Annotated in this window: 15 protein-coding genes, 1 riboswitch and 1 other annotated feature; of the genes, 1 reads left to right on the forward strand and 14 read right to left on the reverse strand. The window is 34.0% G+C overall.

Going from position 1 to position 16370, the window contains the following annotated elements; genetic code table 11:
- Window positions 1-5: 5 nt before the first annotated feature.
- From dltB to wecB, 8 genes are all read right to left on the reverse strand, one after another.
- Complete coding sequence (gene dltB / locus HFD15_RS09505; protein WP_029343965.1) at window positions 6-1229, reverse strand: D-alanyl-lipoteichoic acid biosynthesis protein DltB; 1224 nt, start codon at window positions 1227-1229, stop codon at window positions 6-8.
- Window positions 1229-2728 carry a D-alanine--poly(phosphoribitol) ligase subunit DltA gene (gene dltA / locus HFD15_RS09510; RefSeq protein WP_017864536.1) on the reverse strand — a complete coding sequence of 500 codons (1500 nt, stop codon included), beginning with the start codon at window positions 2726-2728 and terminating at the stop codon, window positions 1229-1231. The genes dltB and dltA overlap by 1 nt, the downstream gene beginning before the upstream one ends.
- Window positions 2729-2752: 24 nt before the next feature.
- Entirely contained in the window at window positions 2753-2884 is a 132-nt protein-coding gene (gene dltX, locus HFD15_RS09515) for a teichoic acid D-Ala incorporation-associated protein DltX (RefSeq protein WP_003130223.1), read from the reverse strand.
- Between the two features lie 189 nt (window positions 2885-3073).
- Window positions 3074-3721 (reverse strand): thiamine phosphate synthase, encoded by a 648-nt coding sequence (thiE, locus tag HFD15_RS09520; protein ID WP_058217057.1) that lies wholly within the window; start codon window positions 3719-3721, stop codon window positions 3074-3076.
- Window positions 3711-4514, reverse strand: a complete 804-nt coding sequence (gene thiD, locus HFD15_RS09525) for a bifunctional hydroxymethylpyrimidine kinase/phosphomethylpyrimidine kinase (protein ID WP_167593603.1) — start codon at window positions 4512-4514, stop codon at window positions 3711-3713. The genes thiE and thiD overlap by 11 nt, the downstream gene beginning before the upstream one ends.
- A 13-nt stretch (window positions 4515-4527) precedes the next feature.
- On the reverse strand, window positions 4528-5280 hold the full coding sequence (gene thiM / locus HFD15_RS09530) for a hydroxyethylthiazole kinase (RefSeq protein WP_058208360.1): 753 nt from the start codon (window positions 5278-5280) through the stop codon (window positions 4528-4530).
- An 80-nt stretch (window positions 5281-5360) separates the two neighbouring features.
- Window positions 5361-5463, reverse strand: a riboswitch (TPP riboswitch).
- Window positions 5464-5564: 101 nt separating this feature from the next.
- Window positions 5565-8039 (reverse strand): glycosyltransferase, encoded by a 2475-nt coding sequence (locus HFD15_RS09535; RefSeq protein WP_167593602.1) that lies wholly within the window; start codon window positions 8037-8039, stop codon window positions 5565-5567.
- Window positions 8029-9117 (reverse strand): non-hydrolyzing UDP-N-acetylglucosamine 2-epimerase, encoded by a 1089-nt coding sequence (wecB, locus tag HFD15_RS09540; protein ID WP_021722875.1) that lies wholly within the window; start codon window positions 9115-9117, stop codon window positions 8029-8031. Before wecB ends, HFD15_RS09535 begins: the two co-directional genes overlap by 11 nt.
- 539 nt (window positions 9118-9656) lie before the next feature.
- Here wecB and HFD15_RS09545 point away from each other — a divergent pair.
- Window positions 9657-10334: a hypothetical protein gene (locus HFD15_RS09545; protein ID WP_235586278.1), complete on the forward strand. Its 678-nt coding sequence runs from the start codon at window positions 9657-9659 to the stop codon at window positions 10332-10334.
- A 111-nt stretch (window positions 10335-10445) separates the two neighbouring features.
- Here the strand turns inward: HFD15_RS09545 and rplL are convergent, their stop codons facing one another.
- From rplL to HFD15_RS09575, 6 genes are all read right to left on the reverse strand, one after another.
- The gene (rplL, locus tag HFD15_RS09550) at window positions 10446-10811 is read right to left on the reverse strand and encodes a 50S ribosomal protein L7/L12 (RefSeq protein WP_003130214.1); all 366 of its coding nucleotides are present in this window, start codon (window positions 10809-10811) and stop codon (window positions 10446-10448) included.
- 69 nt (window positions 10812-10880) lie between these two features.
- Window positions 10881-11396, reverse strand: coding sequence for a 50S ribosomal protein L10 (rplJ, locus tag HFD15_RS09555; RefSeq protein WP_003130213.1), 516 nt, complete (start codon window positions 11394-11396; stop codon window positions 10881-10883).
- 25 nt (window positions 11397-11421) lie between these two features.
- Window positions 11422-11547 (reverse strand) — a sequence feature (ribosomal protein L10 leader region).
- A 70-nt stretch (window positions 11548-11617) separates the two neighbouring features.
- Window positions 11618-11806, reverse strand: coding sequence for a hypothetical protein (locus tag HFD15_RS09560; RefSeq protein WP_058208815.1), 189 nt, complete (start codon window positions 11804-11806; stop codon window positions 11618-11620).
- A 15-nt stretch (window positions 11807-11821) separates the two neighbouring features.
- Window positions 11822-12577, reverse strand: coding sequence for a helix-turn-helix transcriptional regulator (locus tag HFD15_RS09565; protein ID WP_058208816.1), 756 nt, complete (start codon window positions 12575-12577; stop codon window positions 11822-11824).
- A gap of 120 nt (window positions 12578-12697) precedes the next feature.
- On the reverse strand, window positions 12698-14524 hold the full coding sequence (locus HFD15_RS09570; RefSeq protein ID WP_167593601.1) for an ABC transporter ATP-binding protein: 1827 nt from the start codon (window positions 14522-14524) through the stop codon (window positions 12698-12700).
- On the reverse strand, window positions 14508-16325 hold the full coding sequence (locus HFD15_RS09575; RefSeq protein WP_023189208.1) for an ABC transporter ATP-binding protein: 1818 nt from the start codon (window positions 16323-16325) through the stop codon (window positions 14508-14510). Before HFD15_RS09575 ends, HFD15_RS09570 begins: the two co-directional genes overlap by 17 nt.
- Window positions 16326-16370 lie beyond the last annotated feature (45 nt).

Consider the following 16370-nt stretch of genomic DNA (forward strand, 5'->3'; position numbering starts at 1 on the left):
GCCTTTTAGAAGTTAGGAAGTGGGAAATGTGGATCTATGCAGTGCATAATGATGTGATTTGGTATTCCTGAGAAAATAAGGAAACTGATAAATACTAGATTAAATGTAATGAAAATACTTATAGCACTTGTCCATTTATTATCTGCAATTTTCCAGTTTTTACGTTTCTTCAGACGTTTCCATGCGTCATACCCAATCATTAACATAGCGTGGTAGAAACCATAAAGGATGTAATACCAAGTTAAACCATGCCAGAATCCCATGAGTAACATATTTGCGAGGTAACCAACATTTGAGATGGTTATCATATTTTTCGACCATTTTTTAACCATGAATGTTTTCACTAATCTCATGAATACAAAGTCACGGAACCAAAAACTCAAAGTCATGTGCCATCTTTGCCAAAAGTCATGAATATTTTTAGCTAAGAAGGGTTTGTTAAAGTTGTGTGGGAGGTCATATCCCATTAAATTGCTGACACCAATGGCAAAGAGTGAGTAGCCAGCAAAATCAAAGAATAGATAGAGTCCGTAAGCATACATTGATGATGAAACATTCAAGAAGCTTGGGTGTATCGTTGCAGAGATTGCAATGCCATGTAGCCAATATTGGTCAATCAAGTATCCGATGATGAATTTATAAAGGAAACCTTGGAAAATTCTAAAGACACCTTTATTTAATAAATCAAGGTATTTCTCAGTGACAACTGGCGCTTTTAGTTCTTTAACAAAACGTCGGAAGCGGTCAATTGGTCCTGATGAAATCGTTGGATAGAAATAGAGGAAATATAGAAATTCTTTAAGAGGAACGGCTTTAATAAGTCCGTCTCGTATTTCCATAATCATGGCTACTGTCTTAAAACTGATGTAAGAGATTCCTAAGAATCCAAGAATTGAACCTGGTCCAGGTCCTGGATTGAACAGAGGATGCACTTTGACAATCACTAATGGCAAAATAGAGAGCAGAATGATGAGGTAGAAAACAAAACTCTGATTCTTGTTTTGTTTTACTCGATACCACTCATAGAATTTTACAATGATGGTCTGGAAGACTCCGAAGCCGATTAATGCCCAAATTGTCACTGTTCCCGAAAATGTCAGCCAAAGAAAAGCGATGGTCAATAGGACTTGATACCACATGAGTTTTTTGCCCAGAAGCTGGGCAATAACGATAGGAATTAAAGCAAGTCCTAAAATCACGAAGTAAAAGGGTGTTGAATAGGGTTGCACTAGTTGTCACCTCGCTCTTTTTGGGCGAGTGCCTTGCGGTCAACTTTGCCATTTTGATTCAATGGGAACTTTTTAAGATAAACAAACTTAGTTGGCATCATGTAATCCATAATTGTTTTTGAAAGTTCAGCTTTGAGTTCTTTTGTGAAGGCGCGTTCGGCTGCACGGTCTTCAAATGTTTTTTCTGTTTCTAAATAAGCGATTAATGCGGTGACTTTATGCTGGTCATTTGTTTTCGGTAAGACTACCGCTTTTTCAATCTCTTTTAAGTTTTGAATATTGGCTTCAATATCTTGAAGTTCAATACGGAATCCATTAAATTTAACTTGAAAATCAATTCGTCCTTGGTAACGGAGCATTCCGTCAGCGGAAATTGAACCGGCATCTCCTGTATGATAAGCGGGTTTTCCGTCGACTGTGAAAAAGGCTTGCTCAGTTTTTTCTGGATTTTCAAAGTAACCTTTGGCTACCGAATCACCAACAATGATGATTTCCTTATCCATAATTTTTAAGTCAACACCTGGTTTGGCAAAACCAATTGGGACACGATCATTTTCTGTCAGTAATTCTTTCGTGATTTTTACTGACGAAATGGCTCCTGTTGCTTCTGTTGGACCATAGGTATTGTATATAGTTGCTGACGGAAAAGCTGTCAGTAATTTTTCTGCTGTTTTCTTTGTTAATTCTTCACCGCAGAAAATAAATTGAACTAATTGAGGGTGTTCTTTCTCAGTGAACGAAGGGTCCAATAAGCAAATATCAACAAATGATGGTGTTGAAATCCAAGTATTAATGACCGTTTTGTTCAAACGCTCAAAAAGTAATTTGAAGTTGGTTGTTTCGTCACGTGAGAGTGAAATTAATGTTCCGCCAGTTGTAAGACTTGGATACAAGCTGAAAATTGATAAATCAAAGCTGTAAAGGGCTTGTGACAAGATTTGATTATTTTCAATTTTCATAAAATCATTGTTCATCCAATTGGTGAAAGTCACAAGATTATCATGACTGACTTCAACACCTTTTGGTACTCCTGTTGTTCCAGAAGTATAAATAATATAATTGCTGTCATTTCCAGAAACAGCTTTAGAAAAATCAAGTGCTGGAAGTTTGTCAGTCAAAATCTGGTCAGTAAGTTCAAGAGAAATTCTGTCAGTAAAAAGTGCTTCAAAATCTGCTGACAGCTCAACTGTAGTGAGTACCGCCGCTGGTTTTGCCGCTGATTTAATCATTTCTGTCCGCTCAAATGGTGTGTGAGCATCAACAGGAATATAAGCGTGACCAGTTAAATTTGTCGCAAGCATGGCTGCTAAAGTGATAAAATCGTTTTTACCGAAAATCAAGATTGGACGCTGATTTAAATTGCGTTCATTGATTTGTTCTGAGATATGTGAAACCGCGGCAAATAATTGACGGTAAGTAAATTTCTGCTCACGCTCGGCAAGTACAATAAGGTCTGGTTCTTTTTTTGCAATTTCAAAAATTTGTTCTAATAATTTCATAATTAACTCCTTCGATAATTCTCTCTAAAATTCGTTATAGATAAAGTGTGCTCCGCCAGTATGACTGTAGGAATAAAGATAGAGCAGAATTAAAATAATTATAAAGTAAAATACTGTTTTAGCCAAAAATAGACGAATTTCTTTTTTCTTGTCCATTGGAACTCCTTTTAAATATAAAGTAATAAGAGGTTTTTAGAATAATCAGTTAATCTCATATCATTTATGACTCTGATTATAACATTTATTAAAGAAAAAAAACTTACATTTGTGTAAGTTTAATTTATATAATAAAAAGAAAACGGAATCATTTTGTTTTGTTGTATTTTTAAGGGTACAACATCTTTTTCATCTAATATTTTGCTTAATTTTTTGAACCATATTTTTGTAATTTTCGGATTCTGTCAGCAAAGAAATTACCGCAACTCCACCCAGACCAATTTTTGAAAGCTCTGTCAGTGAATTTTCAGTAATTCCACCAATTCCAACAGTTGGTAATTGATTATGCTCAAGCATTTTTCTTAAATGGTCAACCCCAATTGGTTCTGCTGCGTCGGACTTGCTATTTGTTGGATAAATTGGACCAATTCCCAAATAGTCAGCTCCACTTTTTTGAGCGCTTTCTAATTCCATATCATTACTGACAGAAAGTCCTACCCACATTTCTTGTCCAATCAGCTCACGAATTTTACTGACAGAATCATCGTCTTGTCCGACATGAATCCCGTCAGCTGACAGTTCACGCGCTAATTCAACATCATCATTCACAATAAAAGAAACAGCCGCTTTCTGAGCTACTTCTTGTAGTCTTTTTGCTACTTCTAATCGTTGATTATTATTTTTATAAATTGTTCCCTTATCACGAAATTGATAAACCGTTACTCCACTTTTTATGATTACAGAAATTTTATCGATTGCATCATCAATTGAAAGTTTTGGAAAATCTTGTGGGCCAGCAATAAAATACGCCCTCAGGTCTAAAATTTTATTTTTCATTAATTGTCACCCAATGGTTTAACGGTCCATGACCGTGACCAACATTAATTGTTTGTGAAATAGCTTCAGTAATAAACAATTTAGCTTTTGACATCACTTCTTTTAAATCTTCTCCTAAAGCTAAATGAGCTGTAATATAAGAAGAAAGTGTATCTCCGGTTCCGTGTGTTCTTTCTGTCAGTAATCTTTTAGAGTCATAAGTACTGACAGAACCATCTGTCATCAATAAATAATCTCTGACCAGTTCTCCATTACCATGTCCCCCTTTAATCAGCACATTTTTAGCACCTAACTTTTGAATATCATGAAGGGCTTTTAAAATTTCCTTTTCGTCAATAATTTTATAGCCACACATAACCTCTGCCTCTTCCAAATTGGGAGTGACCAATTCTGCTAAAGGTAACAATTCATTTTTTATCAAATCAATGGCTTCTCTTGTCAAAAGAATTGCCCCGCCTTTAGCCACCATTACTGGATCCACCACCAAATGCTTCGGTTTATATTTTTTCAAGCCTTGAATTACCGCTTCAACTTGAGCAGTATCAAAAAGTGCCCCCGTTTTAGCTGCCGAAATTTCCAAATCAGAAAATACTGAGTCAAATTGAGCCAAAATAAAAGCTTTATTTGTCGGTAAAATTTCTTGTACTCCATAGGTATTTTGCGCTGTCAACCCTGTCACAATTGTTGCCGAATATACTTTTTGATTATGAAAAGTTTTTAGGTCAGCATTAATACCGGCCCCACCAGAAGAATCAATTCCAGCGATTGTCACAACTTGAGAAACATCAATCATTTCTTTTTCTCCCTTATATAACCTCTTGCGTCGCTTGATAAATTTTATCAAGAAGACGATTCACAAAATTTCCTGGTAGATTTTCTACTTGCTCAGTAGCTTTCACACCAGATTCACCGAAGAATTCTGTCGCTTCATAAGCCGCCTTAAATAAATCATCAGATACAGCCGCAAAAGTTCCAACAATTGCTGACAACATATCCCCACAGCCAACATTAATTTTAAAAAGTGGACTATCAGTTTCAACAAATAGTTCCTCAAACCCATTAGAAATAACATCAACTTTTCCAGTTTGAATAATGACTGCCCCTGTTTTTTGAGCAGCAACTCGCGCGTGCTCAACTTCTAAATTTGACTCAAGTGCATCAATTCCTTTGTTCAAGCTTTCTTTATCAGCAAACCAAGCAATTTCCGCTGAATTCCCACGAATGATATCAAATTTTACCTCTTGCATTAATCTTTTGACAAAATTTGCTCTAAAAGGGACATTGATAGCAACTGGGTCCAAAATTAAAGGTTTGTGCTTTTGATTTGCTAACTGACAAATAGTCAAAAAAAGCGGATAATCCTTTTCTGAAATGGTTCCAATATTAACCACTACAGCATCTGCAATTTCAACTAAAGTTTCACTTTCTGAAATTTCCGCAGTCATTAATGGTGAACCACCAGCAAAACTAATCGCATCCGCAACTCTTTGTGGAGTTACAAAATTCGCTAAATTTAAGATAAGTGGTTGTTTTTCTTGAATCTTTTCTAAAATTGACATCAAAAAACTCCTTTATAGACACAAGGAGGGCTCTAGTATGATAAGAAAGTAAGCTAAAAGATTTTCATAAAGAAAATACAATTAAAACTCGGACACATTCTTACGCAGGTCTTAACCTGTTCAAGTCTGATGGTCTTTCTCAACCGGTAATTTTAGTTTTTACCAGTACCCATTGTGTTATTGATTTATTTTTAAAACTACAACTACTTTAACATATTTAAACTAAAAAAACTAATTTCGCAAATATACAAAAGAAAAAACCTAGCCCAAAAGGCAGGTTTTTCTTATTTTTTATACTCATCAATATGAGGGTCAACACTTTCTTCTTGACGATTAGTTTTTACCCAATCATTTTTAGAGTTGAAATATCGAATGGCTGACTGTGGATAAATTTGAGTTAAAATAAGTAGAAATTTCGTCAGATTAACCGTATCTTTCACTACATCCCACACCCTTGTTTTTTCTTGAGATTTTCCTTTGTTATAAAGAATAGCCCATACAAAATTCACAAAGATAATATAAATTGACATCACGATAAAAAGCACAACAACAATTTTAAGTGATTGAGTAATCCCTGATAGGATAGCAGAATTAACAATCATAATCAGTGTATAAATTACAATGATATATTCAATCCCCATTAACCAAGGTTTCAGTAGGGTCATCAATAATTCAAACTTCTGTTTATTCTGCAATTTTTTTGACCGAATCGTCGGTAAAATATATTTTGAAGATTGGATATTTCCCTGCGCCCATCGCACTCGTTGTTTAACCAAAGCTTCATTATCATTGATAATCCCTGTTTGTTCAATGTAAATATCATCAAATTGAGCATTTTTAACTTCAATATCTGACAGAAACAGACGGGTTGATAAATCAAAATCTTCCACAAGAGAATCTGTCCAAGGGTCTTCATTCAATGCCTGAAGAGTACTTAATTTACAGAACTGTCCATTTCCACCAAAAGCAACTGTATTGGTCAAAGTCCGAAACATCTGTGTCGCATTGATAATTTCAGAAAATTCCAAGTCTTGTGAAGCATCTTTAAGCAAATTGGCAACACGAACCTTGGATTGCAAACCATTAAGCTTAGCATCATGATTGAAAACCATATTTACTTTTTCAAAATAATTGTTATCAAGTTTTGTATCGGCATCAATTATCGCAATAAGAACATCCTCCGGAGCAATTCCAGCTTCTTGAATTTGCTCACTAATTTGATAATAAGCCCAATTCAAAGCCGTCCCTTTTCCTTTTTGCGCATTAGGTTTAATACGTCTTAGAACATTCAATCGAGAATCTTGAATTTCAGAAATTTTTTCTAAGCTCCGATCATCACTTGCATCATCAATAACAGTTACTACCAAATTCTCATAATTATTTTTCAAAATACTTTTCAAAGTTGTTTGAATAACCAATTCTTCATTCAAACACGGAATCAAAACATAAATATGAAATTGTTTTTTTATTTTCTCATCTTTGAAATCTAATGCTGTTATCTTTTGTCTTTTATTATATGAATACCACAAAATAACGACTTCTACCGTATAGTAAAGAAATACGAAAACTGAAAAAATAAAGAAAATATAATTGATACGGTCAAAAATATCAAAAACCAAATAACTTTGTTTCCAATAATGATATCTTACAATATATAAATAGAGGAAAGGCAAGCTTGAACCAATATATAGCAATATCTTCGTTCTTGGTCTGATAAATTTTTTCAAACCTGTATAGATTGTCAAAAGCATAATCACAACAACTTCAAAAATTTGTAGCGCAAAATAACTATTGAAAATTTTGTTATTAAAATGAATAAAATTAGTTGGTGGATTAAGAAGGAAAAGATAAGCATAAACTCCCAGAGCAACCAGTATTAATACATAAATTGGTTTTAATGACAGTATCTTTTTCTTTGATTTTTCTCCCTTATATCCAATAACTAAAGCAAAAGCAATAATTGGTAGGACGAATTGAGAAAATACAGTCAATCCTTCTATCCAATGTGCCAAAAAGACATTATAGTTAAGCTCAATGCTATTAAAGAAACCTTCTTGAGCAAAATTAAAGGTAATATTTACTTGAGTTCCTGAATAAACGATTAATGCAACGATGTAGACAACTAAGAGCACATAAACCGTATATTTGATATTCTTTCCTAATTGTTTGGCATCAATCCCACTAAATTTACAAAAACTCAAATACATGATTGGCATAAATGGTACAATCAGATACCTGATATCCATATTACTGACAAGCGAGAAATCAAACCCTTGATGTTCAACCAAGAATTTAATAATGAATTGAATCGTTATAATTGGCAATGTAACGAACCACAAAGAAGCAATCAATGTTGCTAATTTATAAATTAACCTCTTCTTTGTTGAAACATAATAAGCTAAAGCACAACAAAGTAAAATGAAGATAGCAATCAAAAATCGGAAGGGAAATAACTGTGGAACAGCATGTTCCCCACCTATAAGGTAAGTCAAGGAAACGATTAAGCGATTGGAACCATACATCAGGAAACCAAAGACACCGAGAATACTCAAATTTCTAACTGAATTCGGAATTTTTTCGCTATCCGTAATGATAAAAAATGAGCTAAGCATCAAAGGAGCCACAAAAAAGAAAATGGTAAAGAATTTTTCTCTAGAAGTAAAATTTGATAAGCGGAAAATAAACTCAAAATTAAAAAGGAAGATAAAAATGAGACAGACAGACTGGAAAGACTTTAAATTAATTTTTTTATTTTTCATTTAGAATATTAACAATCTGCAAGGAAGTTGTTCCGTCACCATAAGGATTCTTACTTCCTGACATCCTTTCATATTTAGTCTTGTCTGTCAGTAAAGTCCGAGTCTCATTAACAATATTTTCTTTTGAAGTCCCCACAAGTTTTAAAGTACCAGCCAGTACACCCTCGGGTCTTTCAGTTGTATCACGTAAAACAAGCACTGGAATCCCTAAGAAAGCCGCTTCTTCTTGAATTCCACCAGAGTCAGTTAAAATCAACTCGGCATGACGCATCACATTATGAAAGTTAATTGTATCCAGCGGGTCAATGATTTTAATATTACTATGTTCCAGTAATTTTTGCGCTTTTTCACGAATGATTGGATTCATATGAATTGGATAAATGATTTTATGTGTTTCTTTAAATTCATCAGCGATCTCTGCAATTCCATCAAAAATTTCTTCTAAATCACTCAAATTTTCACGACGGTGAGCCGTCACTAAAATCATTTTCTTATCAGCTTGCCATGATAAAGCTTCATTTGTATAATCATCCTTTAAAGTATACTGAAACATATCTATAGCACTGTTTCCAACTACAAAAACCTGTTTTTTGGGCTTACCTTCTTTTAAAAGATTTTCTTTCGTCATTTCCGTTGGTGTAAAATGATAATCAGCCATTAAACCAACAATTTGACGATTCATTTCTTCAGGAAATGGTGAAAATTTATTGTAAGTTCGCAAGCCTGCTTCAATATGTGCCAACTTTATCTGATTAAAATAAGCAACCAAACTTCCAGCCAAAGTAGCTGCAGTATCACCATGAACTAAGATGACATCTGGTTGTTCCTTTTTAATAATTGGGTCAAGACCGCTAATTGATCCTGCCACAATTTCTGATAAACCAGAATATTTTTCCATGATTTTTAAATCGTAATCAACTTCCACAGAAAATTCATCTAAAAGTTCATTGAGCATTTCTTTGTGCTGCCCTGTGTTAACCAGAACAATTGGATTGCCTTGCCTTTTCGCCTCTTGGATTACTGGATAAACTTTAATAAATTCTGGCCTAGTCCCAAATATAAAGAGTAACTTTTTCATCTCTACCTCACCATCTATTTTTATAAATATACTTTTTGCTTCATCTAAAATTATTCCTGTTGTAGTTTATTACCTACTTCACTTCTATTCTAATAGATATTGGTTTCAAGAGCAAATATATTGCATGGAATAAGATTAAATTTGGAATTTATTAGCCTATTAATCTATTAATAAAATACATAAATCAATTAATTTTGTAATTATTAGCTGACAATTATTGATTAAATCTGACAAAATAGATTTTCATTAGCACTTTATTCATCTTTTGTAGACAGTCATTGTCAAAAAAAAAAAAAAAGAGAAATTCTCTTTCTTTAAAATATATTCAATTGAAATTTTGTGAATTTTGATTTATTTTTAAGTCTGAAAAGACAAGATATTCTTTAATCTCTAAACAATTATTGAAATTAACAGTAAGCTCTTAACATTAAAGATACACAAATCATTATCGTTTATAATAAAAATATTATAAAATAAGATTATAATTATAAATTGTAGTTTTACTTTTTAATTTTTGAATGATGAGAAAGGAGTCTCCTATGAATCCAAACAAGCAATCAACAACTTTTAACTATTATTTTAACATCACTGATAAAATGAAAAACTTTATTAAAAATAGTGGCACTAGTCCATCTGTCAAGTTTGAAAATAGACAAGATTATCAGCCTATTTTTGAAAATAAGCGACAAGTCGGATTGACAATTAGTTCAAACGTTAGTCAAACAGAACATGAAATTGCTGATTTTTCGCTCACTCTGCCTGGTTACCACTTTGAAGGTTGGAAAATTGTTCGCGATAGTCATTATGTGATCCCGCATAATATCTCCCGCGAGCAAGCTGCACTCTATGCTGGTGCAAATTCTGCCTTACACAAAACAGGAATAAGCCCCGATTTCCTTTGGACTGCAGGTGATTACCTTCAAAATGTTGGTAAAGAATATGATTTATATGCCCAGTGGACACCTTTAGAATACGAAATTCGCTATTCTTCTCGTACAATAAACAAGGTCGAACTCTCTTGGACCCACCCCTCAGATGTACGAACAGTTGAAAAAAATTTCATTCCCTATCTAAAACCCGAGTTGCGTGGCTACGAGTTTGCCGGTTGGACAAGTATCGTCGATTCAACTGAACAAACAATTTTTGAACCATATACGATTATTCCTGCTGGTATTGGGCCAGTTAAACTTATTGCTCTATTTGAAGAAGTATTTTGAAAATTTGAGACTCATAGATAGCAAAAAAAATACTACCAAGAAAAGACTTGGTAGTATTTTTAATAGAAAATCGATAATATTCAATTTTCTTTTTAAACAAGAATAAAATTCTTATTTAAGTGTGATTGAAGCACCAGCTGCTTCAAGTTTTTCTTTAACTTCGTTAGCTTCTGATTCAGAAAGACCTTCTTTGATCATTGTTGGTGCACCATCAACGAGTTCTTTAGCTTCTTTAAGTCCAAGACCAGTGATTCCACGTACTTCTTTGATTACTGCAACTTTTTTGTCGCCAGCTGATGTCAATTCAACGTCGAATGAATCTTTAGCTGCTGCTGCATCACCAGCACCTGCTGCTGCTGCAACTGGAGCTGCTGCTGTTACGTCAAATTTTTCTTCGATTGCTTTTACAAGTTCAGAAAGTTCAAGGATTGTTGCGTTTTCAAGTTCAGCAACGATGTTTTCAATGTTCAATGCCATTTTAATATTCTCCTATTAATTTTTTAGTTTGTTGCGTAAATCCGCCGATATAAGTAATGTTGCTTATAATTAAGCAGCTGATTCTTCTTTTTCTGCAACAGCTTTGACTGCAAGAGCCACATTGCGGACAGGTGCTTGAAGCACTGAAAGAAGCATAGAAAGAAGTCCATCGCGGCTTGGAAGAGACGCAATAGCTTGGATTTCTTCTTTAGAAGAAACTTTACCTTCGATAACACCAGCTTTGATTTCAAGATTTTCAGCATCTTTTGCAAAGTCAGCCAAAACTTTTGCTGGTGCTACAACATCTTCGTTAGAAAATGCTACTGCTGATGGGCCAGAGAATGCTTCTGACAAACCTTCAAGACCAGCTTTTTCAGCTGCACGACGCAAAACTGAGTTTTTAACGACTTTGAATTCAACGCCTGCTTCACGAAGTTGTTTACGAAGTTGAGTATCTTGATCAACTGACAAACCACGTGAATCTGCAACAACGATAGATGCTGCTTCAGTCATTTTTTGTGCGTAAACATCAACCAATTCTGCTTTCTTAGCAATTGTTGCTTCATTTACTTTGTAATCGCTCATTTTTTTACCTCCATTTTATTTTGGTTGTAGAAATAAAAAATCTCTACACACAAAAGACATAGAGAGTTCAATTATCATTTTGATATTTGTCCTCGGTAGGAAGTTTATGACTTTTGTCCCCTACTGTCTTCGGTCAGTTCTTTTAGAACCATAAATAAGTATATCAAAGTTTTTCTGAAATTGCAAGACTAAACTTATTCTTTTTTCTTTTTTATTTTAGTTCATGCAATGTTCTTTTGGTTTTTTGAAAGATGAAAAAATTTGACGTTAACAATCTTTTTTTCTTTTTTTCTTTTTTCTTTGCTATCATTTTCTATCAATTTCTGTGAAAGCCATAAAACTAATTCATAAGCAATTGCAAAAAATGATCCAATTCCCAGTATTGGTAAAATTTCTCTTATCCAATTCATTTTTAAGCCCTCATTTTAATCTATAATCTGTGATTCTTCAATTTCTTCAAAATTATCAACTACTGGTCCAATAATTCGGAAATTATCTTCCTGTCCTAGATAAAAATCCTTGTATTGTGGATCTGGATTGAGTGAATGAATTCTAAACTGTCCATCTTCTTCAAATACTTGTTTGATATACAAACGTTCTTCGCCCAAATCTCCTTCAGCAATGGCGTAAATATCACCACTCCGACCAAAACCAGTGTGTAAGAATGTTGCAATAGAAAAATTAGGGAATTCAGGTTCCATCGATTCCCCTTTTACTCTGGCTGCACCATCATATCGCCCAAGAGTTTCAGACGTGTAAGCTTTGTAGTGGCCTCCTGTATTGCTTTGAGATTGACCAAAACCTGCCGATAATTCTTCATCTTCAACAATGGCATAATCTAAAGAAGAACGTCTGTAGGTTTTCAAATTAATAAGCTCTGTTTTATTTTGTTCAATGAGAAAATCCGTAAAATTAATAACTGATTCTTGTTGTTCTCCTGTCAGTGAACGATAATTATCGATTAATTGTTTTTCTGCATTATTATCAGTTTCTTTGATTAATTCTTGAATAGGTAAATCATAGATATCTGCTAGTTTTTCTAGTAATTCTAACGTTGGGTTGGTTGATTTTTGTTCCCAAAGTACATAAGCATTTTGCTTCATTCCTAGCTTTTCTGCTAATTGACTCTGTGTCAATTTTGCATTTTTTCTTAATTTTTTTAAGTTCTGACCAAAATTCATAAACTCTCCCTTCCCGATTCTTTATCAATCTTTCTTATATTATATCGCTTATTTTATTTTTTGTCAATATTTTTTATCAGAAAAACTGATAAACAAAAAACCACTGCTAGCAGTGGTTTTTCATAGCTCTTTTTGTAAAGTTTGAATTCGATACATGTCTGCATAATAACCATTAAGCTCTAAAAGTTGGTCATGATTTCCTCGCTCAATAATTTCTCCCTTGTTCAGGACTAAAATTTGGTCAGCATCTTTAATTGTTGATAAACGGTGAGCAATTGCCATTGTCGTTCGATTTTGCCGCATATTTGTCAGACCTTCTTGAATAAGCGCTTCAGTTTCAGTATCAATATTGGCTGTTGCTTCATCTAATAAGAGAATTTTTGGATTACGCACAATCGTTCGAGCAAAGTTAATTAATTGACGTTCACCGGCCGAGAAGGCAGCTCCACCTTCAATTACTTTGGTTTCGTAACTATTTTCCAAATCCTTGATGAATTTGTCAGCTTGAACAAATTGAGCCGCTTCTTTGGCTGCTTGGTCAGTAATCTGTGGATTCATCATTTTGATATTGTCAGTAACTGACGCAACAAACATAAAGGAATCTTGCAATACTAAACCAATTTTTTTCCGAAGTTCTTCTTTTGAATAACTTCTAATGTCCTGATCATCAATCAAAACTTGACCTTCTGTGAATTCATAGAAGCGCATGAAAACATTAATAATACTCGATTTTCCCGAACCTGTATGACCTACAAAAGCAAGCGTTTCTCCAGGATTCACAATGAATGAGATATTTTTCAAAACTTGATGTTCTCCGTCATATGAAAAACTGACATTGCGAAATTCAATTTTTCCTTCTTGAATGATTGGAAAATTGCTGACAGATTTTCTGTCATTAAATTTTTCATCAACATTTTTACTGACAGAAGTTGAAATTCCTTGTTGTGGCGCAAATTCTTTTTCTTCCATGATTGTCTTGATACGACTAGAGGCTACCAATCCATTTGAAAAGTTTGATAAAGAATCCATCAATCCTGAAATAGGATTAAAGTAAATTTGTACATTACTGATGAAAGCATAAATTAAACCAGCCTCAACCACTGCATGTAGACTTCGATTAGAATACATCAACAAGACAACAACAATTGAGATGGCCATCAAAAAATTAACCAAAGGGCTCAACAAAATCCCATTAATCTGAATCACTCGTTTTCGATAACCATAATATTCATCATTTGTTTTTTCAAATTCATTTCCTAGTCTGCTCTCTTGACGAAATTGTTGAATAATTCTCATCCCAGAAATGTATTCATTTAATTTCGTATTCAATTCTGAACGCTTAGCAAGCATGGCTTGATAAACTTTTGTACTCACTTTTTGATAAATCAATACTGCCAAAATCAATAGGGGAAGAATCAACAACATCACAAGCGCAATTTGGTGGTCAATAATAAACAAAGCAATGAAGGCAATAATAATAGAAAGCAAACTTGTTAATGCATTAAACAAAGTCTGCCAGAAATCAAATAAATCGGTGTCATTTGTGATTCTGGTGATTAACCAACCCGTCGGTTTTTGGTCAAAATATCGCATGCCTAGCTGATGAATTTTTCGATAAACTTTCTTACGAATGTATTGATTAACAAAAATCGAACCATTTTGCAGATAATTCCATTTGAAAAAGAAAGCAATTGAATTGATTATTGCTAAAATCAAATAAAGACCTGCAAAATAGAAAATAATCTGGTCAGTCGCTTTCATAGGTGTCAAATAAGAATCCATAAAAACGGACAAAACAAAAGGCATAATTGAAGCCAGAGCAGTTGTAATTACACTAAAAACAAAAGCCCAAACGAAATACTTTTTGAAAGGTAATAAGAATTTGAAAATAAATTTAAAAACTTGCCAACTTTCTCTGACAGACATTTTGTCAGTAGATTTCTCCATTTTCTTCTCCTTCCCGATTTACTGACGAACCTGTCAGTAAATTCTCATCTTCATCATTCGCTGTCAAATGACTTTCAATCTGTTGCATTTGCCACATTTGAGCATACCAACCTCCAGATTTAATCAAATCTTCATGCAAACCACGCTCAATCACTTTTCCTTCATCTAGTACGAGAATTTCATTAGCTTCCATTACTGATGACAATCTGTGACTGACAACTAACGTTGAACTTTCATGACGTAAGGCCTTCAAATTTGACAAAATTAACTGTTCAGTCTTGGCATCAACAGCTGACAGCGCATCATCTAAAATCAATAATTTAGGCTGAATAAGTAGCGCCCTCGCAATAGATAACCTTTGCTTTTGTCCACCAGAAAGTGAAACGCCACGCTCGCCAACCAAAGTATCATAACCTTCAGGAAAAGCAATAATATCATCATGAATTCCAGCTGTTTTAGCTGCAATTTCAACTTCTTCTTGACTCGCTGACATCTTAGCAAAGCGAATATTATCTCTGACAGACATCGAAAATAGAAAATGTTCTTGCGGAACATAACCAATCGCTGGCAAATATTCATCTAATTGATAATCCATAATATCATGGTCAGCAAAAGTAATATGTCCTTTGTAATGGTCAAACTCTCTCATTAAAAGTTTAATAATCGTTGATTTTCCTGCACCTGTTCGTCCGACCAAACCTAAAACATGACCTTCTTTTAAATTAAATTGAACTTTCTCCAGATTGCGCCCTTCATTCTCATTTGGATAAGTAAAACTTTCAATATCAAAAAGGAGTTGACCTTCTTTTGGCATTTTCAAAGTACCTTCAGAAATTTTTGATTCCGCTTTTTGAGCTAATAATTTTTCTACTCGACTGTATGAAGCTCTTCCACGTTCAATAACATTAAAAAGAACACCAATAGCAAACATCGGCCAGACCAAATTTCCGATATAAGTCATAAAAGCAACTAACTGACCAATCGTTAAAACATGGTGAACAACATAGTAGCCCCCTAAAAGAATGGTTAAAGTATAAGATAAACCAACAATTAAAGTGATTAAAGGATCGTACATTGAGTCAATCCAATTGACCCTGATAAAGGCTTTATCAATATTATCTAACTTAACTTGGAAATCAGCCATATCTTGTTCTTCTTCACCAAAAGATTTGATTGCTTTCATTCCTGTAATCGATTCTTGGACTTTATCATTCATTTCAGAGAAGGTTTCTTGGGCATGTTCAAAACTTACATGAATTTTATCCCCTAAAACTTTAGATACTAGCGCGAGTAAAGGCAAAGGAAGGACAGCAATAATTGTCAAACGCCAGTCGATAAATAAGAGCATAGCAATGATTGTCATCCCGCCCGTCATTAAAGAATCTGCCCAAGTCAAAACACCAAGTCCAGCAACACTCTGTATCGCTTGTAGGTCATTTGTCGCATGAGCCATCAAATCGCCAGTCCGATTTCTCTGATAAAAAAGGGTATCCATTCTTAAAAAATGCCTAAAAAGCCGACTACGGATTATTTTTTCCAGTTTAAAGGCTTCACCCCAAATATTTGTAGACCAAAGAAAACGAAAGCCATATTCAACGAGTGCAGTGATCAATAAAATACCAGAAAAACTCAAAATTAAGGGTAAAGTCAGGTTACGCTTAACAATATGGTCAATAATTTTTCCGATAATTAAAGGCGGAATCAAGTGAGTTAACGAAACAATAAAAAGGGCTAATAGACCAACGCCATAACCTTTTCTCTCTGCCTTAAAAAACCACCATAAATCTTTAAAAATTTTCATACAGTCTATTCCATTTTATTTTATAATATTCTAAATATTAGTATA

Source organism: Lactococcus sp. EKM203L (assembly GCF_011800585.1).
GTDB classification, from domain to species: domain Bacteria; phylum Bacillota; class Bacilli; order Lactobacillales; family Streptococcaceae; genus Lactococcus; species Lactococcus lactis.

Bases quoted from the DNA above. Each gene is read 5' to 3' on its own strand.
- dltA (WP_017864536.1), bottom strand. From the start codon at position 2,728: ATGAAATTATTAGAACAAATTTTTGAAATTGCAAAAAAAGAACCAGAC.
- dltX (WP_003130223.1), bottom strand. From the start codon at position 2,884: ATGGACAAGAAAAAAGAAATTCGTCTATTTTTGGCTAAAACAGTATTT.
- thiE (WP_058217057.1), bottom strand. From the start codon at position 3,721: ATGAAAAATAAAATTTTAGACCTGAGGGCGTATTTTATTGCTGGCCCA.
- thiD (WP_167593603.1), bottom strand. From the start codon at position 4,514: ATGATTGATGTTTCTCAAGTTGTGACAATCGCTGGAATTGATTCTTCT.
- thiM (WP_058208360.1), bottom strand. From the start codon at position 5,280: ATGTCAATTTTAGAAAAGATTCAAGAAAAACAACCACTTATCTTAAAT.
- HFD15_RS09535 (WP_167593602.1), bottom strand. From the start codon at position 8,039: ATGAAAAATAAAAAAATTAATTTAAAGTCTTTCCAGTCTGTCTGTCTC.
- wecB (WP_021722875.1), bottom strand. From the start codon at position 9,117: ATGAAAAAGTTACTCTTTATATTTGGGACTAGGCCAGAATTTATTAAA.
- HFD15_RS09545 (WP_235586278.1), top strand. From the start codon at position 9,657: ATGAATCCAAACAAGCAATCAACAACTTTTAACTATTATTTTAACATC.
- rplL (WP_003130214.1), bottom strand. From the start codon at position 10,811: ATGGCATTGAACATTGAAAACATCGTTGCTGAACTTGAAAACGCAACA.
- rplJ (WP_003130213.1), bottom strand. From the start codon at position 11,396: ATGAGCGATTACAAAGTAAATGAAGCAACAATTGCTAAGAAAGCAGAA.
- HFD15_RS09560 (WP_058208815.1), bottom strand. From the start codon at position 11,806: ATGAATTGGATAAGAGAAATTTTACCAATACTGGGAATTGGATCATTT.
- HFD15_RS09565 (WP_058208816.1), bottom strand. From the start codon at position 12,577: ATGAATTTTGGTCAGAACTTAAAAAAATTAAGAAAAAATGCAAAATTG.
- HFD15_RS09570 (WP_167593601.1), bottom strand. From the start codon at position 14,524: ATGGAGAAATCTACTGACAAAATGTCTGTCAGAGAAAGTTGGCAAGTT.
- HFD15_RS09575 (WP_023189208.1), bottom strand. From the start codon at position 16,325: ATGAAAATTTTTAAAGATTTATGGTGGTTTTTTAAGGCAGAGAGAAAA.